At 42.7% G+C, this 22,936-nt stretch carries 20 protein-coding genes; 6 read left to right on the top strand and 14 right to left on the bottom strand.

The window, feature by feature from the left end:
• Positions 1–1,011, bottom strand: a complete 1,011-nt coding sequence (gene ccpA, locus D7D53_RS07785) for a catabolite control protein A (RefSeq protein ID WP_020900851.1) — start codon at positions 1,009–1,011, stop codon at positions 1–3.
• Positions 1,012–1,249: 238 nt separating this feature from the next.
• Here ccpA and D7D53_RS07790 point away from each other — a divergent pair, with 238 nt between their 5' ends.
• A complete protein-coding gene (locus D7D53_RS07790; protein WP_033681210.1) occupies positions 1,250–1,567 on the top strand; it encodes a DUF960 domain-containing protein in 318 nt (105 codons plus the stop codon).
• A 44-nt stretch (positions 1,568–1,611) separates the two neighbouring features.
• Here the strand turns inward: D7D53_RS07790 and folB are convergent, their stop codons facing one another.
• From folB to D7D53_RS07820, 6 genes are all read right to left on the bottom strand, one after another.
• A complete protein-coding gene (gene folB / locus D7D53_RS07795; protein ID WP_020901969.1) occupies positions 1,612–2,424 on the bottom strand; it encodes a dihydroneopterin aldolase in 813 nt (270 codons plus the stop codon).
• A gap of 42 nt (positions 2,425–2,466) precedes the next feature.
• Positions 2,467–3,021: a GTP cyclohydrolase I FolE gene (gene folE, locus D7D53_RS07800; protein ID WP_000380916.1), complete on the bottom strand. Its 555-nt coding sequence runs from the start codon at positions 3,019–3,021 to the stop codon at positions 2,467–2,469.
• On the bottom strand, positions 3,002–4,324 hold the full coding sequence (locus tag D7D53_RS07805; RefSeq protein ID WP_120719132.1) for a bifunctional folylpolyglutamate synthase/dihydrofolate synthase: 1,323 nt from the start codon (positions 4,322–4,324) through the stop codon (positions 3,002–3,004). Before D7D53_RS07805 ends, folE begins: the two co-directional genes overlap by 20 nt.
• 1 nt (position 4,325) lies before the next feature.
• Positions 4,326–5,300: a dihydropteroate synthase gene (folP, locus tag D7D53_RS07810; RefSeq protein WP_162927891.1), complete on the bottom strand. Its 975-nt coding sequence runs from the start codon at positions 5,298–5,300 to the stop codon at positions 4,326–4,328.
• A 93-nt stretch (positions 5,301–5,393) separates the two neighbouring features.
• Positions 5,394–6,101 carry a CPBP family intramembrane glutamic endopeptidase gene (locus tag D7D53_RS07815; protein ID WP_162496606.1) on the bottom strand — a complete coding sequence of 236 codons (708 nt, stop codon included), beginning with the start codon at positions 6,099–6,101 and terminating at the stop codon, positions 5,394–5,396.
• Positions 6,102–6,153: 52 nt separating this feature from the next.
• Positions 6,154–7,572: an NCS2 family permease gene (locus tag D7D53_RS07820; RefSeq protein ID WP_020901966.1), complete on the bottom strand. Its 1,419-nt coding sequence runs from the start codon at positions 7,570–7,572 to the stop codon at positions 6,154–6,156.
• A gap of 189 nt (positions 7,573–7,761) precedes the next feature.
• Between D7D53_RS07820 and D7D53_RS07825 the strand changes: the two genes are divergently transcribed.
• The 5 genes from D7D53_RS07825 to D7D53_RS07845 all read left to right on the top strand — a co-directional run bounded on the left by D7D53_RS07825 (position 7,762) and on the right by D7D53_RS07845 (position 12,869).
• Positions 7,762–8,574, top strand: coding sequence for a Cof-type HAD-IIB family hydrolase (locus D7D53_RS07825; RefSeq protein ID WP_020901965.1), 813 nt, complete (start codon positions 7,762–7,764; stop codon positions 8,572–8,574).
• 224 nt (positions 8,575–8,798) lie between these two features.
• Positions 8,799–9,818, top strand: coding sequence for an alcohol dehydrogenase AdhP (gene adhP / locus D7D53_RS07830; RefSeq protein ID WP_020901964.1), 1,020 nt, complete (start codon positions 8,799–8,801; stop codon positions 9,816–9,818).
• A gap of 246 nt (positions 9,819–10,064) precedes the next feature.
• Entirely contained in the window at positions 10,065–11,054 is a 990-nt protein-coding gene (locus D7D53_RS07835) for a PTS sugar transporter subunit IIB (RefSeq protein WP_033683014.1), read from the top strand.
• 76 nt (positions 11,055–11,130) lie between these two features.
• Entirely contained in the window at positions 11,131–11,943 is an 813-nt protein-coding gene (locus tag D7D53_RS07840) for a PTS mannose/fructose/sorbose transporter subunit IIC (protein WP_033681196.1), read from the top strand.
• 14 nt (positions 11,944–11,957) lie between these two features.
• Complete coding sequence (locus tag D7D53_RS07845) at positions 11,958–12,869, top strand: PTS system mannose/fructose/sorbose family transporter subunit IID (protein ID WP_000136857.1); 912 nt, start codon at positions 11,958–11,960, stop codon at positions 12,867–12,869.
• A 53-nt stretch (positions 12,870–12,922) separates the two neighbouring features.
• Here the strand turns inward: D7D53_RS07845 and pepC are convergent, their stop codons facing one another.
• From pepC to nagA, 7 genes are all read right to left on the bottom strand, one after another.
• Positions 12,923–14,257: an aminopeptidase C gene (pepC, locus tag D7D53_RS07850; protein WP_120770635.1), complete on the bottom strand. Its 1,335-nt coding sequence runs from the start codon at positions 14,255–14,257 to the stop codon at positions 12,923–12,925.
• A 111-nt stretch (positions 14,258–14,368) separates the two neighbouring features.
• Positions 14,369–15,091, bottom strand: a complete 723-nt coding sequence (locus D7D53_RS07860) for a pseudouridine synthase (protein WP_033681192.1) — start codon at positions 15,089–15,091, stop codon at positions 14,369–14,371.
• A gap of 268 nt (positions 15,092–15,359) precedes the next feature.
• Complete coding sequence (locus D7D53_RS07870; RefSeq protein WP_000901572.1) at positions 15,360–15,590, bottom strand: GlsB/YeaQ/YmgE family stress response membrane protein; 231 nt, start codon at positions 15,588–15,590, stop codon at positions 15,360–15,362.
• Positions 15,591–15,599: 9 nt separating this feature from the next.
• On the bottom strand, positions 15,600–16,841 hold the full coding sequence (locus D7D53_RS07875) for an aminopeptidase (protein WP_033681189.1): 1,242 nt from the start codon (positions 16,839–16,841) through the stop codon (positions 15,600–15,602).
• Between the two features lie 21 nt (positions 16,842–16,862).
• Positions 16,863–17,015, bottom strand: coding sequence for a hypothetical protein (locus D7D53_RS07880; RefSeq protein ID WP_000776626.1), 153 nt, complete (start codon positions 17,013–17,015; stop codon positions 16,863–16,865).
• Between the two features lie 18 nt (positions 17,016–17,033).
• Positions 17,034–21,425 (bottom strand): PolC-type DNA polymerase III, encoded by a 4,392-nt coding sequence (locus D7D53_RS07885; protein WP_120770636.1) that lies wholly within the window; start codon positions 21,423–21,425, stop codon positions 17,034–17,036.
• Between the two features lie 330 nt (positions 21,426–21,755).
• Positions 21,756–22,907 carry an N-acetylglucosamine-6-phosphate deacetylase gene (gene nagA, locus D7D53_RS07890; RefSeq protein ID WP_120770637.1) on the bottom strand — a complete coding sequence of 384 codons (1,152 nt, stop codon included), beginning with the start codon at positions 22,905–22,907 and terminating at the stop codon, positions 21,756–21,758.
• Between the last annotated feature and the right edge of the window lie 29 nt (positions 22,908–22,936).

Raw genomic sequence — 22,936 nt, forward strand, 5'->3', positions numbered from 1 at the left:
CTATTTACGTTTTCGTGTTGAGCGACGCTCTGTCAAACCATGAGGTAAGAGAACTTCACGTTCTTCCAATTCTTCCTTGTGCATAATCTTAGTCAACATACGCATGCTAATAGCACCAAGGTCATAAAGAGGTTGAGCAATAGTTGTCAAGTTTGGACGGGTAAAGCGTGAGATTTGTGAATCATCACTAGTAATGATTTCAAACTCTTCTGGCACAGATACACCGTGATCAGCCAAACCATTCAAGACACCTGCTGCCAATTCATCACCTGTCACAACTGCTGCAGTTGCATTTGATGAAATCAAGCGTTCTGCCAAGGCATAGCCATCCTCATAAGTGTATTTAGATTCAAATACCAGTCCTTCGCTATAAGAAATACCTGCTTTTTTCAAGGCTTCCTTGTAGCCAACCAAACGAACCTTACCATTGATATCATCCACTAGTGGACCGCTGACAAAAGCAATGCGCTCATTTTCTTTAGCAAGGTAGGTCACTGCATCAATCGTAGCTTGTTTGTAGTCAATGTTGACACTTGGAAGCTGATGTTCTACGTCCACTGTCCCTGCAAGAACAACTGGTGTCCGAGAGCGAGAAAACTCTGAACGAATTTTTTCAGTCAAGTGGTACCCCATAAAGATGATACCATCCACTTGCTTAGAAAATAGTGTATTGACAACTGAAACTTCCTTGTCATCATCCTCATCACTATTGGCAAGGACGATATTGTACTTGTACATTTCAGCGATATCATCAATCCCTTTAGCAAGCGTTGAGAAATAGCCATTGGTAATATTTGGGATCACGACACCGACAGTGGTTGTCTTTTTACTTGCAAGACCACGCGCCACGGCATTTGGACGGTAATCCAAACGATCAATCACCTCAAGCACTTTTTTACGGGTGTTCTCTTTTACATTCTTATTGCCATTGACTACACGGCTAACCGTCGCCATTGAAACTCCTGCTTCACGGGCGACATCATAAATCGTTACTGTATCGTCTGTATTCATTCTATTTCCTTTCTATATCATACCTCACGAGACTCCAAAAAAAGAGACGGTATGAAAATTTCGTTTTCATGATTCTACTTATTCCATTTTATCACTATTTGTAAACACTTTCAAGTATTTTTTGAAGATTATTTGAAAAAAATTTCATAGAAAACTATGTTTATAAAGAAAAAAACACCTTTTCTTGATTTTTAATCCTATTTGCTGTATGATAAGGGAAAAGAAAGGGGGCAGAAATATGGCTTTTACCAATACCCACATGCGATCGGCTAGTTTTGGCATTGTTACCAGCTTGCCTGATGATGTGATTGACTCTTTTTGGTATATTATTGACCATTTCTTAAAAAATGTCTTTGAATTGGAAGAAGAACTCGAGTTTCAATTGCTCAATAACCATGGAAAAATCACCTTCCACTTCTCAAGTCAACACCTCCCTACAGCTATTGATTTTGACTTTAACCATCCTTTCGACCCTCTTTATCCGCCAAGGGTACTGGTTTTAGACATGGACGGTAGAGAAACGATACTCCTCCCAGAAGAAAATGACCTATTTTAAAAACTCTAGCCTTCAGTTACAAACGACTGAAAACTAGAGTTTTTCTATTTTTTCAAAGCATTATACAAGTTACGGATAGGTTGCTTTAAGGTAGGATGGATAAAATGAGGCGCAAGTTCTTGTAATGATTCAAGGACAAAAAGACGTTCTGCTATGTAAGGATGAGGCAAGATAAGGTCGTCTGTATAAATGACCTGGTCCTCCACAAAGAGCAAATCCAAATCAATCAAACGAGGCCCCCAATGTACTTCTCTCACCCGTCCCATCTCTAACTCAATGGCTAACAAGGTATCTAATAAAACTGGGGCGGGCAACCAGGTTTCCACCTCAACCACTTGATTGGCAAAACTATCCTGCTCCACGCCACCCCAAGGCTCCGTCGTCAAGACACTAGACTCTTTGAGAATATGGATACCACGAGATCGCAGTTTCTCAATGGCTTGTTTCAAGTTTGCTTGCTTATCCCCCATATTGCTTCCTAGGGCGATAAAGGCCCGTTGCTTACGGCGATGAATGGTTACTGAGCAAGTATCTAGTGGCAAATGCACTGGCGCCCAAGGTTTTTTCAGTTCCAACTTCATTTCTTGGACAAGAGGATAGGCCTCAAAGGTACGTTCTACCAGTTTGTAGGCTACCGTTTCAATCAAGTCCTCAGTTGTTTCCTGAAACCAAGCAGTCCACTGCTGGCACAATTCTCCGTAATGGACAGAGGCTGTTAAATCCAAATCTGTCGCCGCCTTGGTCATATCATAGGATAGGATTGCTGAAACGACAAACTTTTGCCCCAATTCTTTTTCACTAGGAAAAAGACCATGATAGGCAAAAATTTCCAAATCCTTAATCTGCAGTTGATCCATAATGATTCCTTTCTAGAAAAATCCGCTTCAAGCGGATTCTTTTTATAGTCCCATTAAACGATAAGCCTGGTCTCGGAGGTCCTTATCTGTTTCAAATAAGCCTCGAGCTACTGTCGTCAAGGTTGCAGTTCCCGGCTTTCTGACACCACGCATGCTCATACACATATGTTCCGCTTCAATGACAACAAAGGCTCCTTTAGCACCTAGGTAGTCCATCAAGGCATCGGCTACTTCGATATTCAATCGTTCTTGAATTTGCGGCTTTTTCGAATAAACTTCAACCGTACGGGCTAGCTTAGACAAACCTGCCACACGACCATCTGGAATGTAGGCAATATGCGCTCTACCATAAAATGGCAAGAAGTGGTGTTCACACATGGTATGGAAAAAGATATCCTTTTCTACCACCATATTATCATCAATAATCTCAAAGGATTTTGACAAATGTTCCTCCGCTGTTTGACCAAGACCTGAAAAAATCTCTTGGTACATACGAGCCACACGAGCAGGTGTTTCCTGCAAGCCCTCGCGGTTAGCGTCCTCTCCGACAGCCTCGATAATCATTTTTACTGCTGCTTCAATCTTTTGTGTATCCATTCTCGTTCTTCCTCTCCATCAGATAGGCTCTCACTTGGCTCAAGAAATACAAGGAACCCGTGACAATCCTAACTGTTTTTTTCTCTTCTTTTTTATCTGTAAATTTCTGCTCTAGAAAATCCTGCCAACTTTGGAAGCTGAGATTTCTAGACTTAGCTGCCTCTTTCAGCACGCTTTCATCCGTCGCCCGACTATCGTCAAAATGTGTCAGGGTAAGCTCGGTATCTGGCATGGTCCCCAGCAAGTCCAACATATCCTCCAAAGCCTTGGTTTTGATACAAGTAAAGAGGATTTCCTTATGATAATCCGCAAAGCGTTCTTGCAAGGTTGCTACTAAAGCCTTGATGGCATGAGGATTGTGAGCCCCATCCAAAATCATCAAGGGGTCTCTTGACACGATTTCCAAACGCCCTGGCCACCTTGTTTCTTCCAGAGCTTGAGCAAGCAAGTGATTGCTTGCTAGTTCTCGGCCATCCTCCTGACAAAAAGTATCAAGTAAAGCTATGGCCATCCCAGCATTCTCTATTTGGTACAAACCAAGCAGGCCAGTCTGGAAACGACCTTGTCTGACAGCACTGGTATAGTCAAATACTTCACCCGTTACCACACTCTCTTGGTGACTGACATGATAATTTGCCCCGTAGGCAAGTCTCGACGCATCTTTCCCTTCCGCAATGCGGTCAATCACAGCCAAAGCTTCTGGAAAAATGCGACCTGTCACCAAGGGAATACCTTGTTTGATAATACCAGCTTTCTGCTCTGCTATGGCTTCCAAGGTGTCCCCAAGTAGGGCTACATGGTCCAGTCCAATGGTTGTGATGCCTGTTAAAACCGGCTGGCAAACATTGGTACTATCCAAGAGTCCACCCATGCCCACCTCCATAATGGCCACATCTACTTGCTCTGTGGCAAAGTAGTCATAGGCCAGAGCTGTGATAATCTCAAACTCGGTTGTTCCTTGTAAAGCAAGGCCCTTCTCCCCCTCAAGCAAAGACTCATAGTCTGCCATGAGGGCTTCTAGTCTAGCCTCGGGAATGGATTCCCCATTGATACTAATCTGGTCTGTGTAATGAATGAGATAGGGGGAGTTGAAAACACCAACTCTCATCCCTAGCTTTTCTAGCATATTTTTCAAAAAAGCAATGGTAGACCCCTTGCCATTGGTCCCTCCGATATGGATGACCTTGAGTTTTAGATGGGGATTGCCACGCAAAGCTAATAGTTCCACCATTCGTTCCAAACCAAAATGCGGTTGGTCCGTCCGGTAGTTAGCAATCCACTGATTGTTTTCAATTTCTTTCATCTTATTTGTATTGTTTTAAATCTAGATTTTCCGCATCATCAGCTAGACGAATGGCGGAGGCAATTTCAACTGCCATCCTGTGACTAGCTACATCATGCACGCGCACCACTTCTACACCCTGTCTCGCAGCGATACTAGTTACATGAGCCGAAGCCGTATCTCGATTGCGGAAACCAAGTTCTGTCTCAGGATTGACTTCAAAACCATTTTCTTCAAGAATATTGATGACAAACCTCTTGCGCGACACTCCAAGAAAGATTGGATAGCCTTTCTGATGTAGTTTATCCAAGTCCCGTAAAAGAAGCAGATTTTCTTTCTTGGTCAGACCAAAGCCAATTCCTGGATCCAACAGGATATTTTCTGGTGCAATACCAGCTTCCTCTGCTCTCGCTAGTGCTCGTTCAAAGAAAGCCTCCATCAACTCTTCGATTGACAATTTTTCAAAATCAGCTAACTCTTCTACTGTAAAAGCTTGATTAAAGCCAAAATGAGGAAATATAAGCGAGCTAGGATGCTGAGGTCGAGTCATAACTGGATTAAACATAATGACTACTTTCGCACCAGCCTTAGCAACCACATGGGCCATTTTCTCATCACCCATAAGACCAGTGATATCATTAACTATATTGGCTCCAGCAGCCAAAGCAGCCTCTGCCACCTGACTCTTCCAAGTATCGATAGAAATGAGGACATCACTTTCCTTGCGAATCGCTTTAATCACTGGAACAACACGCTGGATCTCCTCTTCTATCTCAACATAGCTACTTCCCGGCCGAGTTGATTCTCCACCGATATCTAGCATGCTGGCTCCTTCTGCTATCAATTTACGAGCCTGCTGGAGTGCCTGCTCAAGAGCAAAAAATTGACCACCGTCCGAAAAGGAGTCTGGGGTTACATTGATAATTCCGCAAATAGCTGTCTTTGCATGATTGGCTTTACTTGACATATCGGTCACTCCCTCAAGGCTTTTCACCATATTATTTCTCTATTTTACCATAAAAAGAAAAAGATGGACACGATTGCATTCATCTTTCTCCCAATAGAAACAAGTAAGCAATTGTCAAAAATCTTAAACAGAAATACCTAATGTCCGACTCACGATTACCACAAGAGCCAACAAACAAAAAGCAACCCCATTCACAATCATGTGAAGCAAAATAGACATTTCCAGACGTTGGGTCTTATAAGCCGTCCAAGATAGCACCGTGGACATACCTCCATAAATCAATAAAGAAGGTAAATTACTTGGTTGGTGCAATAAGGCAAATACAATGGTACCTACTATAAATCCCAAGTTCTCCTTGCCTCGGAAAATCTTTTTAGGAACAATCCCACGGCACAAGATTTCCTCACAAATCGGAGCAAGCAAGGCCAGCAAGAAGAAACTGGAAATTAAAGAACTATTTTGAACCATATCATTAATCTGAGACTGATTCCCTGTTGTCGTCTCATTTGACAGTTGCAACAAGATAGAACCAAGTATATTTGAACAGATAATGACTAAATAACTTAATCCTAAACGTGCTAGATCCTTAGCTCTAAAAAAAGAAAAATTAAAACTTGCTAGCTGCGTTTTACGAGCTCCAAAAATAAATAGTACTAAAACTACAATTGAAATACCAGCAACTATCAGTCCTGACTGTAACAATGGTACTGCATTTAAAGTTAAAATAGCAGTAACCCCTATAGGAATCTGATATAAAATTGTCGCTAGCAGAAAGATTAACAGCCAACCTGCACGATTCAATAATTCTTTCCAGATACTTTTCTCTTTCATCACCTATCTCCTTTGTATTAAAAAAGGGGGAAAGTCCCCCTGGGTTATCCTATTATAAGGCCATACTAATATAGTTAAGGATAAACAAGGCATCCAAAATCCAAATCATTACATGAACATCTTTAGCTTGACCTTTGACAAGCTTAGTCAAGGTGTAAGTCAAGAAACCAACTGCAATCCCTTGAGTGATAGAGTAGCTGAATCCCATAAAGATAGATGTGAAGAAGGCAGGAACCGCTTCAGCCATATCATCCCAATGGATATTTTTCAAGCTAGCCAACATCATAATCCCAACGATAATCAAGATTGGAGCTGTAGCAGCTGTTGGTACGATAGCTAGAAGTGGGCTAAAGAAACTTGAAATTGCAAAACAGATTGCCACAACCAAAGCTGTCAAACCAGTACGTCCACCTGCACCGATACCAGCAGCAGACTCAACATAAGTCGTTACGTTTGAAGTACCGGCGATAGCACCAATTGAAGTACCAATCAAATCAGAGTAAAGAGCCTTGTCCAACTTAGCTGATTGATGATTTTCACCATTTGTCGCTACGATACCAACTTTTTCACCAGTACCGATCAAAGTACCAATTGTATCAAAAATATCTGTCAACGAGAAGGCAAGAATAGCCATAAGAGTTTCAGGCAAGCGAGCTGTATCTGAAATCAAAGCTCCCAAACCTTCTGAACCAAGAGCTGCACCAAAGACTCTCTTCAAGTCTTCAAAGGCTGCACCAACATGGTTGTTAGCAAAATCGATACTAGACAAATCTACCAAACCAACTGCAATAGCAAGAACAGTTGTTGTCAAGATAGAGAGAATAATTCCCCCTTTAATCCCTTTGATAACAAAGAAGATAGTAATGGCAAGTCCTGCAAGAGCCACCAAAACAGCTGGATTATTAAAGCTGACCAATCCTGGAACTGCTGAAGAGTTTGCTGCAATCGTTGCTTGAGCCTTGTCAGCCCCTTCTCCTACAACAGTATAGTTGCCTGGATCAATCGTAAATTTCAAAAATCCAGCATTCTTAATTCCCACGTAGGCAAGAAAGACACCGATACCAGCTGAAATAGCTGAACGAAGAGCATTTGGAATCGATTCAATGATCATTTTACGAACATTTGTCAAGGTAATAATCAATGAGATAATTCCACAGATGAAGACCATAGCCAAGGCTTCTTGCCATGAATAACCAAGCCCGAATACAACTGTAAATGTAAAGAAGGCGTTAAGACCCATACCTGGTGCTTGAGCATAAGGTAAGTTGGCGTAGAAGGCCATCATCAAGGTACCTGCTACTGCACCAATAATCGTTGCGAGAAACACACCCTGAGCAGGCATCCCTGTTTGCGAAAGAATTTGTGGGTTTACAAAGAGAATATAACTCATTGCAAAGAAAGTTGTTAAACCAGCGAGAACCTCTGTACGAACGTCTGTACCGTTCTCTTTTAGTTTAAATAATTTGTCCATTATTAATCTCCTTTTAATTTTTACGAACAATAACAGAATTATATCATTTATCATTCACTTTTTCAACATCTTTGTTTAATTTATTTAAGAAATTGATGGAATTTCATTTTTTGTTTGGAATCTGCTTTTCTGTCTGCTTTTTGTTATAATAGTAGACATCTTATCTGGAAAGACACTAGAAAGGTTTATATGACGAAAAAAATTATTGCAGTTGACCTAGATGGAACCCTGCTCAACTCAGACAGTCAGATTTCTGACTTTACCAAAGAAACTATTAAAAAAGTTACTGAAAAAGGGCATCAGGTTATTATTACGACAGGTCGCCCTTACCGCATGTCAAAAGATTTCTACCGTGAATTAGGCTTAGACACTCCTATGATTAATTTCAACGGCTCCCTTACTCATTTACCAGACCAAGCTTGGGACTTTGAAAAGTGTTTGACCGTAGACAAAAAATATCTGCTCGATATGGTTCAACGTTCAGAAGATATTCAAGCCGATTTTATCGCTGGAGAATATCGTAAAAAATTCTACATTACAAATCCCAATGAAGAAATTGCCGATCCTAAACTATTTGGTATAGAAGCTTTCCAGCCTGAAGATCAATTCAATCCTGAATTGGTGACCAAGGATCCTAACTGTATTCTGTTGCAGACCAGAGCTAGTGACAAGTATGCCTTGGCAAAAGAAATGAATGCCTTCTACCAGTATCAACTTTCTATTAATACTTGGGGTGGTCCGCTCAATATCCTTGAGTGTACCCCAAAAGGAGTCAATAAGGCCTTCGCCTTGGACTACTTGCTCAAGGTAATGAACCGCGACAAAAAGGATTTGATTGCCTTTGGAGATGAACACAATGATACCGAAATGCTCGCTTTTGCTGGGAAAGGTTATGCCATGAAAAATGCCAATCCTGAGCTACTCCCCTATGCAGATGAGCAAATTTCCTTGACAAATGACCAAGACGGGGTTGCCAAAACCCTGCAAGATTTATTCTTATAGTCCATTCTGACCAGCTTGCAAGCTGGTCTTTGTGCTCTTTTCACAGTCTCATCAACCAGTTAATCGATTGTTCTACTTTTTGCCTCCAAAACCTTGGAAAAGGCTTTCTTTTGTGATATAATTCACATATAAATACAAGAGAGCTCGTCATACTCGACTCTGTTGACACAAAATCAATCCAGTCCCGTTATCCCTGTTCTCGGTCAATATCAAGGAGGATAGCTATGAAAGCTGTTGTTGTAAATCCAGAAAGCACTGGTGTTGCTGTTGAAGAAAAAGTACTCCGTCCACTTGAAACTGGGGAAGCACTTGTAGAAATTGAATACTGTGGTGTTTGCCACACTGACCTCCACGTTGCCCATGGTGACTTTGGTCAAGTACCAGGACGTGTTCTAGGACACGAAGGTGTTGGTATCGTTAAGGAAATTGCACCAGATGTGAAAAGCCTTAAAGTCGGTGACCGCGTCAGCGTTGCTTGGTTCTTTGAAGGATGTGGCACTTGCGAATACTGTACAACTGGTCGCGAAACCCTTTGCCGTACAGTAAAAAATGCCGGTTACTCAGTAGATGGTGGTATGGCTGAACAATGTATCGTAACTGCAGATTATGCTGTTAAAGTTCCTGACGGACTTGATCCAGCCCAAGCTTCTTCTATCACATGTGCTGGTGTAACAACCTATAAGGCTATTAAAGAAGCCAAAGTTGAACCAGGTCAATGGGTTGTTCTTTACGGTGCTGGTGGACTTGGTAACCTCGCAGTTCAATATGCTAAAAAAGTTTTCAACGCTCATGTTATCGCAGTTGATATCAACAATGACAAACTTGCCCTTGCAAAAGAAGTAGGCGCTGACATTGTGATTAACGGTCTAGAAGTTGAAGATGTACCAGGACTTATTAAAGAAAAAACAGATGGCGGAGCTCATTCAGCTGTCGTAACCGCTGTATCTAAAGTTGCCTTTAACCAAGCTGTTGATTCTGTACGCGCTGGTGGTCGTGTCGTTGCTGTTGGTCTTCCTTCTGAAATGATGGAACTCAGCATCGTCAAAACCGTTCTAGATGGAATCCAAGTCATCGGTTCTCTGGTTGGAACTCGTAAAGACTTGGAAGAAGCCTTCCAATTTGGTGCAGAAGGTTTGGTAGTCCCAGTTGTCCAAAAACGTCCAGTAGAAGATGCGGTAGCCGTTTTCGACGAAATGGAAAAAGGTCAAATCCAAGGACGTATGGTACTCGACTTCACCCACTAATCTAATAAAAACCTATTTTAAAAGTTGGAATGCGCTTCCAACTTTTTTATATTAAATTTTAATATCAAAAATTACTATGTCTTCTTGAAACCTTATTATATCAATATCATTAAATACACTATTTAAATGTTTTCTTGAATATTTTATATCAAATAGTTGCTTTTTATATGAAAACGGTTTATACTTATTTAGTCTTAAAGTTTTCTTAAATGAAGACTGAAACAACAAAAAGGAGGAATGACAATAATGAGTATCGGAATCATTATTGCGAGCCACGGCGAATTTGCTGCGGGTATTCATCAGTCAGGATCTATGATCTTTGGTGAACAAGAAAAGGTTCAAGTTGTAACCTTTATGCCAAATGAAGGTCCTGATGATCTATACGCTAAGTTTAATAACGCTGTTGCTGCATTTGACGCAGAAGATGAGGTTCTAGTTTTGGCTGACCTTTGGAGTGGATCTCCATTCAACCAAGCTAGCCGCGTGATGGGAGAAAATCCTGAGCGTAAGTTTGCTATCATCACAGGACTTAACTTACCGATGTTGATTCAAGCCTATACAGAGCGCCTGATGGACGCTGCTGCAGGTGTAGAAAAAGTCGCTGCTAATATTATTAAAGAAGCCAAAGATGGCATCAAAGCTCTTCCAGAAGAGCTAAATCCAGCTGAGGAAGTTGCAAGTGCTGCAGCTGCTCCAGTTGCCCAAGCTGCTATCCCAGAAGGAACTGTTATCGGAGATGGAAAACTCAAGATTAACCTTGCCCGTCTGGACACTCGTCTCCTTCACGGTCAGGTTGCCACCGCTTGGACTCCAGATTCAAAAGCAGACCGTATCATCGTTGCTTCAGACAATGTCGCCAACGACGACCTTCGTAAAGAATTGATTAAACAAGCAGCTCCAAATAATGTCAGAGCCAATGTGGTTCCAATTCAAAAATTGATCGAGGTTTCAAAAGACCCACGCTTTGGAGAAACACATGCCCTTATCTTGTTTGAAACACCTCAAGATGCCCTTCGTGCAATCGAAGGTGGCGTGCCAATCAAGACCCTTAACGTAGGATCAATGGCTCACTCAACAGGTAAAACAATGGTCAACAACGTTTTGTCTATGGATAAAGACGACGTTGCAACATTTGAAAAAATGCGTGACCTCGGTGTTGAATTTGACGTACGTAAAGTACCAAACGACACCAAAAAAGATTTGTTTGATTTGATCAGCAAAGCCAACGTTCAATAATAGACATCAATAACTATCGAAGAATTCAAAGAAAATTTTTCACTTTATTATCATAAAATAGAAAAGGAATAAAACCATGTCAGATATTTCAATTATTTCTGCTATCTTGGTTGTAGTTGTTGCCTTCCTTGCAGGTCTTGAAGGTATCCTCGACCAATTCCAATTCCATCAACCAATCGTCGCATGTACCCTTATCGGTCTTGTAACAGGTAACCTTGAAGCAGGGGTTATGCTTGGTGGATCACTTCAAATGATCGCCCTTGGCTGGGCAAACATCGGAGCTGCCGTAGCTCCTGACGCTGCTCTTGCATCTGTTGCCGCAGCAATCATCTTGATCAAAGGTGGTAACTTTACTACTGAAGGTATCGCCGTTGCAACAGCAACAGCTATCCCTCTTGCCGTAGCTGGACTTTTCTTGACAATGATTGTTCGTACAATCTCAGTTGGTTTGGTTCACACTGCAGACGCAGCTGCTAAAGAAGGAAATATTGCAGCTGTTGAACGTGCTCACTTTATCGCACTTCTTCTTCAAGGTCTTCGTATTGCTATCCCTGCTGCCTTCCTTATCGCTATCCCTGCTTCTGCCGTTCAAGATGCTCTTAAATTAATGCCAGACTGGTTGAATGGTGGTATGGCTGTAGGTGGTGCTATGGTCGTTGCCGTTGGTTACGCTATGGTTATCAACATGATGGCAACTCGTGAAGTATGGCCATTCTTCGCACTCGGTTTTGCCTTTGCTGCCATTTCTCAATTGACTTTGATTGCACTTGGTGTAATCGGTGTTGCCCTTGCCTTCATCTACCTTAACCTTTCAAAACAAGGTGGTAACGGTGGCGGAGGAGCTGCGACTTCTAACGACCCAATCGGTGATATCCTAGAAGACTACTAGAAAGGGGAACAATCATGACTGAAAAACTTCAATTATCAAAATCAGATCGTAAAAAAGTTTGGTGGCGTTCACAATTCCTTCAAGGTTCTTGGAACTACGAACGTATGCAAAACTTGGGTTGGGCTTATTCATTAATCCCAGCTATCAAAAAATTGTACACTACTAAAGAAGACCAAGCTGCTGCTCTTGAGCGTCACCTTGAGTTCTTCAATACTCACCCATACGTAGCTGCTCCTATCATGGGGGTTACTCTTGCACTTGAAGAAGAACGCGCTAACGGTGTTGAAATCGATGACGCTGCTATCCAAGGGGTTAAAATCGGTATGATGGGACCTCTTGCTGGTATCGGTGACCCAGTATTCTGGTTTACAGTTCGTCCTATCCTTGGAGCTCTTGGTGCATCACTTGCTGCATCTGGTAACTTAGTTGGGCCACTTCTCTTCTTCTTCGGATGGAATGCGATCCGTATGGCCTTCCTATGGTACACACAAGAGTTTGGTTACAAAGCTGGATCTGAAATCACTAAAGATATGTCTGGTGGTATCTTGAAAGACATCACTAAAGGTGCTTCTATCCTTGGTATGTTCATCCTTGCCGTTCTTGTACAACGTTGGGTATCGATTAACTTCACTGTTAACCTTCCTGGTAAACAATTGGCTGAAGGTGCCTACATCAAATTCCCAGAAGGACCTGTATCAGGTGCTGAATTGAAAGGTATCCTTGGTCAAGCACTTGGTGGATTGAGCTTGGATAGCGTTCAACCACAAACCCTGCAAGGTCAGTTGAACTCATTGATTCCAGGATTGATGGGACTTCTCCTTACTTTCCTTTGCATGTGGTTGCTTAAGAAAAAAGTATCACCAATCTCAATCATCCTTGCACTCTTTGCAGTAGGTATCGCAGCTCGTTTCTTCGGTATCATGTAATCAAGCAACTTAAAAGGAACCAGGTTCTAAACCTGATTCCTTTTTCTATGCTTTTATTCAGCCAAAGCTCCCATTGGATCCCAAGGTGCTAACACGATTGGTTCTGCCTCATAAGCAGCTTGTTCTTCTGCTGTCAGCAATTCTTTGCGAACAACGATTTGGTATGTGTATTCGTCCATCCAAGCGTCTGAGGCAACGAAGTAACCATCAGTACCGACCTTGTCTCCCCATGAGTTTTCAACCTTCCACTTGGTTGACTTGCCATTTTCGTCCAAATCCACACCTGTCAAGACCATGGCGTGGGTCATCAAGCTCTCACTGTAGTCCAAACGTCCAGCCTTGTCTTGAGTAAGTTTAATGTCCATGCTTGATTCAAAGTCATAAACATCTGTCGCAAGGATTCCAGCTTTACGGTTGCTGAGCTGACCGACATCAGAACCAAACCAAACAGTCTCACCTGCTTGCATTTGAGCAATTGCCAATTCTTTCAAGCGATCCATCGGCACGTTGATGTAACGAACTGCACGGCTACCAACCACATTCCCCAACATCTCAACTGTGTACGATTTGCCGTATGGTTTATCAGCAGTTGGAGCATTGATAACAGAAACATAGTCCTCTAGAGGAAGATTGACATATTTCTTGTAAAACTCTTGTGGTGTAATGTCCTTTTCGCTTTGGTAGTTGTTATCCTTATCGCGATAAGCAAAGTTAAACTGACGTGGTGGAAGACCCAATGACATAGCAAGGAAGTTAAAGATTTCTTGCAAGAGGTCTTCTTTCTTAGCTTGAACAGTCGCTTGGTCTGCGCCAGAAGCGAGTAAGTCACGCAAGATTTGAGCATCTTGACGAAGCAATTTGTTGAGAATGGCATTGAGCTCACGACTACTGCTAGATGAAACAGACTCAGGGTAAACTGACTTAGGCACGACACCGTATTTCTCAAAGAGGGCAACGACCATATCCCATTGACCGCCATCTTGTTGTGGAGTTTGAAGTAGGAATTTAACCTTACGGCTCGTCAAGTCTTGGTCTGCAGTCGCAATGACTTGCTCCAAGAACCAGTTTGATTTCTCATACTTGTCCCAGAAGAAGGTGTGGGCCTGTGATAACTCAAAATTTTCCAGTTTGTATTGTGAGATGAGCTTGTGGCGGAAGGTGTTGAGAGCTGCAAACATCCAGCAACGACCAGACGCTTTCTGGTTGGTTACCTTGTCCTTGGTCAAATCCAATGAGAAAACAGGTGTATTGTCTACATGGCTCTGACGACGTTCTAGAGCTGCAAAAATTCCATTATGGCTGGCAGCATTTTCAATCGCTTGGTATTTGACATTTGCTTCATAGTTGGCAAATAGTTTATCAGTAAATGATTCTTGAATCGCGTTCATAGATTCCTCCTTTTATTCTACAGTCTATTATAACTCTTTTCACAAAGGAAGCAACTGAAAAACATAAAAGGCAAAGACATTCTCCCTCACCTTTTTCGAATATAAACCAAACTAAGCGATACTAGCAAGGAGAACCTCTAATTCTTCCTTGGTCAAGCGACGCCATTCTCCTCGCTGCAAGTTCTCATCCAATACTAGCGTTCCCATAGTCAAACGTTGCAAGTCTACTACTTCCTTGCCACAGTAGCCCACCATACGCTTGACCTGATGAAACTTCCCTTCTGCAATGGTCACACGAATTTGGCTTTGATTCTTTTCTGAATCTATGGACACAAGTTCCAGTTTAGCAGGCTGACAAGTAAAGTCTTTGAGAGGAATTCCCTTGGCAAATGTCTCCACATCTTCTTGGGTCATGATTCCCTTGACTTGTGCCAGATAAGTCTTGTCCACATGACGCTTGGGTGAAAGAAGAGCATGGGCAAGCTTGCCGTCATTAGTCAAGAGCAAAAGACCATGCGTATCGATATCCAAGCGCCCTACTGGGAAAACTTCCTTGCTCCGAGCAATATCATCCAGCAAGTCCAACACCGTTCTGTGCTTGGGATCCTCAGTCGCTGAGATAACTCCTTTGGGCTTGTTCATCATGTAGTAGACAAATTCTTCATACTCCAGCACTTGCCCATCAAAGCGAATCTCATCTATTTTTTTATCAATCTGCAATTTAGCTGATTTCTCTTTTTTACTATTTACCGTCACGCGCCCAGCCTTGAGCATGTTTTTGACCTCAGTCCGACTCCCCACAGCGCAGGCAACTAAAAATTTATCTAATCTCATATCACTATTATATCACACTCAAAAGGAGGCTGTCTCAATGACCAACCTCCTTTTCGTTTCATACTCTTCAAAAATCTCTTCAAACCGCGTCAACGTCGCCTTGCCGTATATATGTTACTGACTTCGTCAGTTCTATCTGCAACCTCAAAACAGTGTTTTGAGCTGACTTCGTCAGTTCTATCTACAACCTCAAAACAGTGCTTTGAGCAGCCTGCGGCTAGTTTCCTAGTTTGCTCTTTGATTTTCATTGAGTATCAGATTTAAGAAATTAACTTCCTCGTCTCCAGAAAATCGCTAAGACAATCATGGAACCTAGTACTGCCGGAATAATGGCAGTTCCTGCTATTATCGGTCCCCAAGTCCCAAAAAGCAAATGCCCTATAAAGGCACCAATCCAGCCTAGAAACATTTTCCCAAAACATCCCATTCGCTCTCCACGATTAGTCAGAGTACCTGCTAAAAATCCCACTAGGAGGCCAACGAACATACTTCCTAACATATTATCTCCTTAATTTGCCCAATCTCCGTTACGGAAGAGTGGTACACGTGTCCCATCCTCACGGATACCATCGATATCCATTTGGTTCGAACCAATCATAAAGTCTACGTGAACATCTGAACGGTTAAGCCCCGCAGCTTCAAGCTCCTCTTCGCTCATCTCCGCTCCACCAACAACACTAGTTGCATAGGCTGCACCAATAGCCAAGTGGTTTGAAGCATTCTCATCGAAAAGGGTGTTAAAGAAGGTAATGCCTGACTGAGAAATTGGGCTTGGATCTGGCACCAAGGCACATTCACCCAAGGCACGCGCACCCGCATTTTCAAAGACAAGGTCTTTCATGACCTGATCGCCTTTTTCTGCAGTGATATCCACAATTTGTCCATCCTTAAAGGTTACCTTAATACCTTCAATGATATTTCCGTTATAGCTAAGCGGTTTTGTAGAAGTGACATAACCATCTGCACGACGGAAGTCAGGCGCTGTGAAGACTTCCTCTGTCGGCATATTTGGCAAGAATCCTTCGCCCTGTGCATTGATAGCACCAGCTGATTCCCAAACATGGTTTTTCGGCAAGCCGAGTGTCAAATCTGTTCCTGGCGCTGTGTAGTGAAGGGCTGAAAATTGTTCTTTATTGAGCATATCAGCTTTACTCTTAAGGATAGCTGCATGCTCTTCCCAAGCCTTAACAGGATCTTCTTCGTAAACACGGCAAGTTTTGAAGATTTGGTCCCAAAGGAGATCAACTGCTTCCTCGTCGCTCGTAGCATTTGGGAAGACTTTCTTAGCCCACTCAAGTCCAGCAGCGGCTGCTACAGTCCAGCTAACCTTGTTGGATTGAGTTGCGATTCTCATTGGCTTCATGGCAAGTCCCATAGCCTTAGCAGAAGCTGAAAGCTTATCAGCGTCCACTCCGTTCAAGGCACCTGGATCAGATGAACGAACTCCAAGACGGCTAGCCTTGTTCTCCAAAAGATAGTTCATCTCAGCAATCTTGTATTCTGGCACATTGTCCAGACGCTCCATCGGCGCATGGAGGAATTTCTCACGGTTAATGACATCATCTGTCCACTGAACAATAACCTCATGCGCACCCAAAGCATAAGCTTCTTTGACAATCAAATGCGCCAATTCACGTTGCTCCACATCGATAGAAAGAGCCAAAGTGTGACCAGGCTGAACGTTAATTCCGTTCGCAACCAACAATTTCGCATATTTCTCTAGATTTTCTTTAAAATTTGGTAAAACCATTCTGTTTTCTCTTTTCTATTTTTATTTTTCTTTCAAAGCAGAGAATAATCCTGCTAAAGCAATAGCACCTGACAAGAGTGCTGTCGATAGAAGTATTGTCTGGTCAGCAAGTTCCAATTGATATTCAAATACCTTCTCAGCCGGCTTATCTTCCGCAAAAATTCTTAGTTTCATCTATTTCCCTCCAAGACCTTAAAACAACTCATCAAACAAACTGAGCTGGTTATCTTCTGGCATATTGCCCAGAATCCCCATTTCATCCATCTTTTCAACCAAGGTTGATGAGAGCCCACCACGCTTACGTAGTTCTGTTTTAGAGAGGAATTCTCCCTCTTCACGCGCTCGCACCAATTGCTTGGCAACGTTCTCTCCCAGACCATCCATTGCTACAAATGGCGGGATAAGGGTGTCCTCGTCGATGAGGAACTCTGTCGCCTGACTACGGTAGAGATCGAGTTTGCCAAATTTGAACCCACGTTCCCACATCTCATTGACAATCTCAAGAGTTGTATAGAGATCGATTTCCACATTGGAGGCTTCATTGTTCTTACGTTTTTCAGAGATTTCTTCCATTCTACGCTTGATGGCATCCAAGCCCGCACCCATGGTCTTGATATCAAAAGCCTTAGCGCGGATTGAGAAGTAAGCACAGTAATAATAAATTGGATGGTGAACCTTGAAATAAGCTACACGCAAGGCCATCATAACATAGGCTGCCGCATGGGCTTTCGGGAACATGTACTTAATTTTCCCACAGGACTCGATATACCACTCTGGCACCTTATTGGCCTTCATGGCTTCAATATAGCCATTTCGCTCCTCTTCGGAAATCTTTAGCCACAAGCCCTTACGTACTCGTTCCATGATGGTAAAGGCCATCTTAGGTTCGAGACCAGCATGCATGAGGTAAACCATGATGTCGTCCCGACAACCGATAACAGTCGATAGGTCTGCTATTCCTTGCTTAATCAGATCTTGAGCATTACCCAACCAAACATCGGTACCGTGGGACAATCCAGACAGCTGAAGTAACTCCGCAAAAGTCGTTGGATGGGTTTCATCTACCATCCCACGTACAAAGTTAGTTCCAAATTCTGGAATCCCCAACATTCCCGTCGGCGTACCAATTTGCTCAGATGTTACCCCTAGCACATCCGTCCCAGAAAAGAGAGCCATAACTCCTTCATCATCCATAGGAATTTCATTGGGATCAATACCAGACAAATCCTGAAGTTTCCGAATCATGGTCGGATCATCATGTCCCAGCACATCGAGTTTGAGGACGTTCTCGTCGATATCATGGAAGTTAAAGTGAGTCGTTTGCCATTCAGCCGTCACATCATCCGCTGGATACTGGACAGGCGTAAAGTCGTAAACATCCATGTAGTTCGGAATAACAACGATTCCCCCTGGGTGTTGACCTGTTGTCCGCTTGACACCAGCTGCACCTTGAGCGAGGCGTTCTACCTCTGCATCACGATAAAACTTGCCATAATCTCGCTCGTAACCCTTGACAAATCCATAGGCAGTCTTAGCAGCCACCGTACCAACCGTTCCTGCACGAAAGGCATATTCTTCACCAAAGATATCACGCACATCCAAGTGGGCGCTAGGCTGGTCTTCTCCCGAGAAGTTCAAGTCAATATCGGGAACCTTGTCCCCATCAAAACCAAGGAAGGTCTCGAAAGGAATATCTTGCCCGTTTTTGCTGAGTTTATGACCACATTTAGGACAGTCCTTATTGGGCATATCAAATCCTGAACCATAAGAACCATCTGTGATAAACTCACTGTACTGACACTGATCACAGACATAGTGAGGAGAGAGAGGATTGACCTCAGTAATCCCAATCATGGTCGCAACGAAACTAGATCCGACAGACCCACGAGAACCAACCAAGTAGCCCCGTTCATTGGAGCGTTGCACCAACATCTGGGAAGCTAGATAAATCACAGCAAATCCATTCCCCAGAATAGAGGTTAGTTCTTTTTCAATCCGCAAATCAACAATATCTGGCAGCGGATTTCCATAAATCTCAAAAGCTTTCTTATAGGTCAACTCAGCAACTGTTTCTTCAGCCTTGTCGATGAAAGGCGTGTACAAGTCACCCTTAACAACCTCAACGGGTTCAAAGATTTCTGCCAAGGCATTGGTGTTTTCAATAACCAATTTACGTGCCAGTTCCTCTCCCAAGAAGGCAAATTCATCCAACATTTCATTAGTCGTTCTAAAATGGGCTTTTGGCAGAGGAGCTGGTTGAGCATGTTCCCCATGACCGATAGTTCGGTTAATCATAGCCCCCTGTCCCAAACTACGGACAATAATTTCACGGTAAATCTCTTCTTCTGGTTCGATATAGTGGACATTCCCCGTAGCCAGAACGGGCTTGCCAAGGCGGTCTCCCACCTCTATCAAACTCTTGATAATGGTCTGGAGTTCTTCCATATCCTTGACCTGCTCCTTGGCAACCAAGGGGGCATAGATAGCTGGTGGCATGACCTCGATAAAGTCATAATACTTGGCCACCTCAACCGCCGCATCCACACCTTGGGAAACGACTGCATCAAAAACTTCACCTTCAGAGCAAGCTGAACCTAAAATCAAACCTTCCCGATGGGCATCTAGAACTGTTCTCGGAATTCGTGGCACCCCTTCAAAATACTTGGTATTAGACAATGAAACCAGCTTAAAGATATTTTTTAGACCTACCTGATTCTTGACATAAATAGTTGCATGCTTAATCCGAGCTTTTTTGTAAGAATCTGGACTAATCAAATCAATGTTGAGTCTAGCTAGATCGGTCACACCATGTTTTTCTGCTACTTCTTTGATAAAAATAAAGAGCAGGCGACCTGTAGCTTCCGCATCGTAGTTAGCCATGTGGTGATGTTCCAAAGCCACACCAAAACGCTTGGTCAAAGGCCCCAAACCATGACGTTTATACTCAGGATAGAGGTTTCTAGCAAACTCCAGCGTATCAATAACTGGCTGACTAATCTTTGGCAGACCATGACGCTCATAATTGGCATTCATAAAGCCAACGTCAAAGGTAGCATTATGGGCAACTAAGACTGTATCCTTACAGAATTCTTGGAATTCTTGCAAAACTTGTTCCAGTGGCTTGGCATTTTTGACATGGTCATCTGTAATTCCAGTCAACTCAGTAGTAAAGGCTGATAATGGATGCCCGGGATTAATAAATTCATCAAATTCAGCAATGACATTCCCCTTGTACATCTTAGAAGCTGCAACCTGAATCAAGTCATTATAGATGGCTGATAGCCCCGTCGTTTCCACATCAAAGACCACATAGGTTGCTTCGGACAAGTCCATCTCCACTTCGTTATAGACGATAGGGACACGGTCCTCCACGATATTGGCTTCCATACCATAGATCAGCTGGATTCCCGCTTTCTTAGCCGCCTTATAGCCATGTGGGAAGGACTGGACATTTCCATGATCCGTGATGGCAACCGCCTTGTGTCCCCACTTAGCAGCTGTAGCAACGATTTCTTCGACCTCGGGTAGAGCATCCATGGTCGACATATTAGTATGAGCATGAAACTCAACCCGACGCTCACCTTCTGGCATCAAATCCTTCCGCTCATAGTGAACAACTTCCTGCACATCCTGCACGTTCATAGTCAAATCGCGTGTGAAGTTATTCATCTCCACATTCCCACGAACTCGGAGCCAAGAATTTTTCTTGATTAGGTCAAACTTCTGAGCCTCTTCCTCATTCTTAACCCACTTTTGCATCGAAAAACTGGAAGTGTAATCCGTCATTTTAAAGTTGATCAAAACACGCCCTGTTCTGGTCACTTTTTGCTCCACATCAAACACAACCCCTTCAAAGACCAGACGATTCTCCTCCGTCGTGACTTCGATCATCGGAGTAATCTCTGCCTTATCTAGCTTGGGTTTAGCTGCAGCTTTTTTGGCTTGAAAATCAAAGGCTGGTTTCTCTTCTGCTGGAGGAGGTGCCATCTGTTCTAGTTGTTCCATAGCACGGAGCGCTTCCTCATTGGCAGCTTGAACAATCTGCTCATTTTCAGCATGAAAGGCCTCTTCCTGCTCTTGTGTCAGCACATCATTTTTCTCGACTTGACAATTAAAAGTTGGAAAGCCAAACTTTTCAAGTTGTTTCGCTAAATTAGGAAGATGATTCTTCTTAAAGTGTTCTTTATCAATCGCCTCAGAGCCCTCAATAAAGAGTTGGTTCCCCTCCGCACGAACTTGCAGATTTTGATAAAGGGACTTAAAACCTTGACTAGCACATGGCCCTTCAGAAAAAGCCTCTCTATAGTAGGACTGCAAGAGTTGATTTGAAAATTCTTGAGACAGAGCCTTGATTTCGAAAACAGCTTTATTACCTGTCTTAGAAAATTCTTCCCTCAAACCTTTCTTTAATTCTAAAAAGATTTCAATCGGTAAAATATTAGAAAATACGAAATGAAACTCCCATACCTTACTAATTTTATGAACCACAACTCGCTCAATATCGGCCTGTGCTAAAGCAGGAGCCTGTCTCATTTCAGTAGGTATCCCCAATTGATTCATCAAAATTTCAAAACTATTTGACATTCACTTTCCTCACATTATTCTCCTACTATTTTACCATACTTAGAGGTGTTTTCTAAAGACAAAAGGAAGCCACTTCAAGACAACAAAGAATTTTCTTATGTATATCCTTACTCCTCATTTAAGGATATTTACCTAGGGAAATTAAAAAATCTTCCAAACAGTACTCCCTCCCAAAAAAGTTAGATGAATCATTTATCCAGAGAATGTAGCTCTGTTTTACACATAACGAAAACACCCCGAAAGTTAGGCGGAAAAAATCTAACTTTTGGGGTGCAATTTATTCTTTATAAAACCTGAAAAGAAATCAGTCTTTAACTCCTGCTTTCTCTCTTATGCTTGATAACGTTTCACGCCATCTAGGTAGGTTGCTACCAATTCCAAATCTTTATCTAGTACGATAAAGTCCGCGTCATAGCCTTCACGGATTTGACCACAGACATCGTCAATATGAACGGATTTAGCTGGGTTGAAGCTTGCCATCATAACTGCTTCATGCGGATTCGCAATTCCCCATTCGACAACATTCTTCAAACCGTCTTTGAGTTTGAGAATAGAACCCGCCAAGTTACCTGTAGATTTGAGACGAGCAGTTCCATTTGCAACGACAACTGGGAATTCTCCCAACATGTAGTCGCCGTCTTCCAATCCACCCGCTGTCATACAGTCTGTGATAAGGGCAATATTTTCAGTTCCTTTTTGTTTGATAAGAATTTCGCAGGCTTTTGGATCCACGTGATGGCCATCACAGATCAACTCTGCATAGGTATGTGGCAATTGGTACATGGCCCCAACCATACCGAGTTCGCGGTGAGTTAAGCCACGCATTCCATTGTAGGCGTGTACCCAAACACTCGCTCCAGCATCGACTGCTTTTTTAGCTTCATCAAAAGTCGCGTTTGAGTGCCCAAGAGCAACCGTCACACCTTCGCCCGTAACCGTGCGAACAAAGTCTTCTACACCTTCACGTTCTGGCGCAAGGGCAATTTTATTTAGCAGGCCATTTGCTGCTTTTTGCCAAGCACGGAACTCATCCATACGAGGATCTTTCATATAAGCAGGATTTTGAGCGCCCTTGTATTTCTCTGTGAAATATGGGCCTTCAAAGTAAATTCCACGAATCTTAGCTCCACTTGCTTCCTTGTAGCGAGCTCCGATATTCTCTGTTACTGCAAGCAGTTGCTCATAAGAAGATGTCAAAGTAGTTGGTAAGAAGCTTGTTACCCCCATGCTAAGAAGTCCTTTACTCATAGTATGAAGAGTGCCTTCAATGTTATTATCCATAACATCCACTCCACCAAATCCGTGAATGTGGGTATCTACAAGTCCTGGAGCAATGCTATAACCTGTATAGTCAATGACGTCAGCGCCTTCAGGAATTTGTTCTACATGTTTTCCAAACTTGCCGTCCACAAGTTCCAGGTAACCTCCACGACGAACTCCGTGTGGGTAGAAAAACTGATCCGCTTTAATATAGTTAGGCATAATGTTAACCTCCTTAAAAGATTGATTCT

It is taken from the genome of Streptococcus gwangjuense, from assembly GCF_003627155.1.
Classification (GTDB): domain Bacteria; phylum Bacillota; class Bacilli; order Lactobacillales; family Streptococcaceae; genus Streptococcus; species Streptococcus gwangjuensis.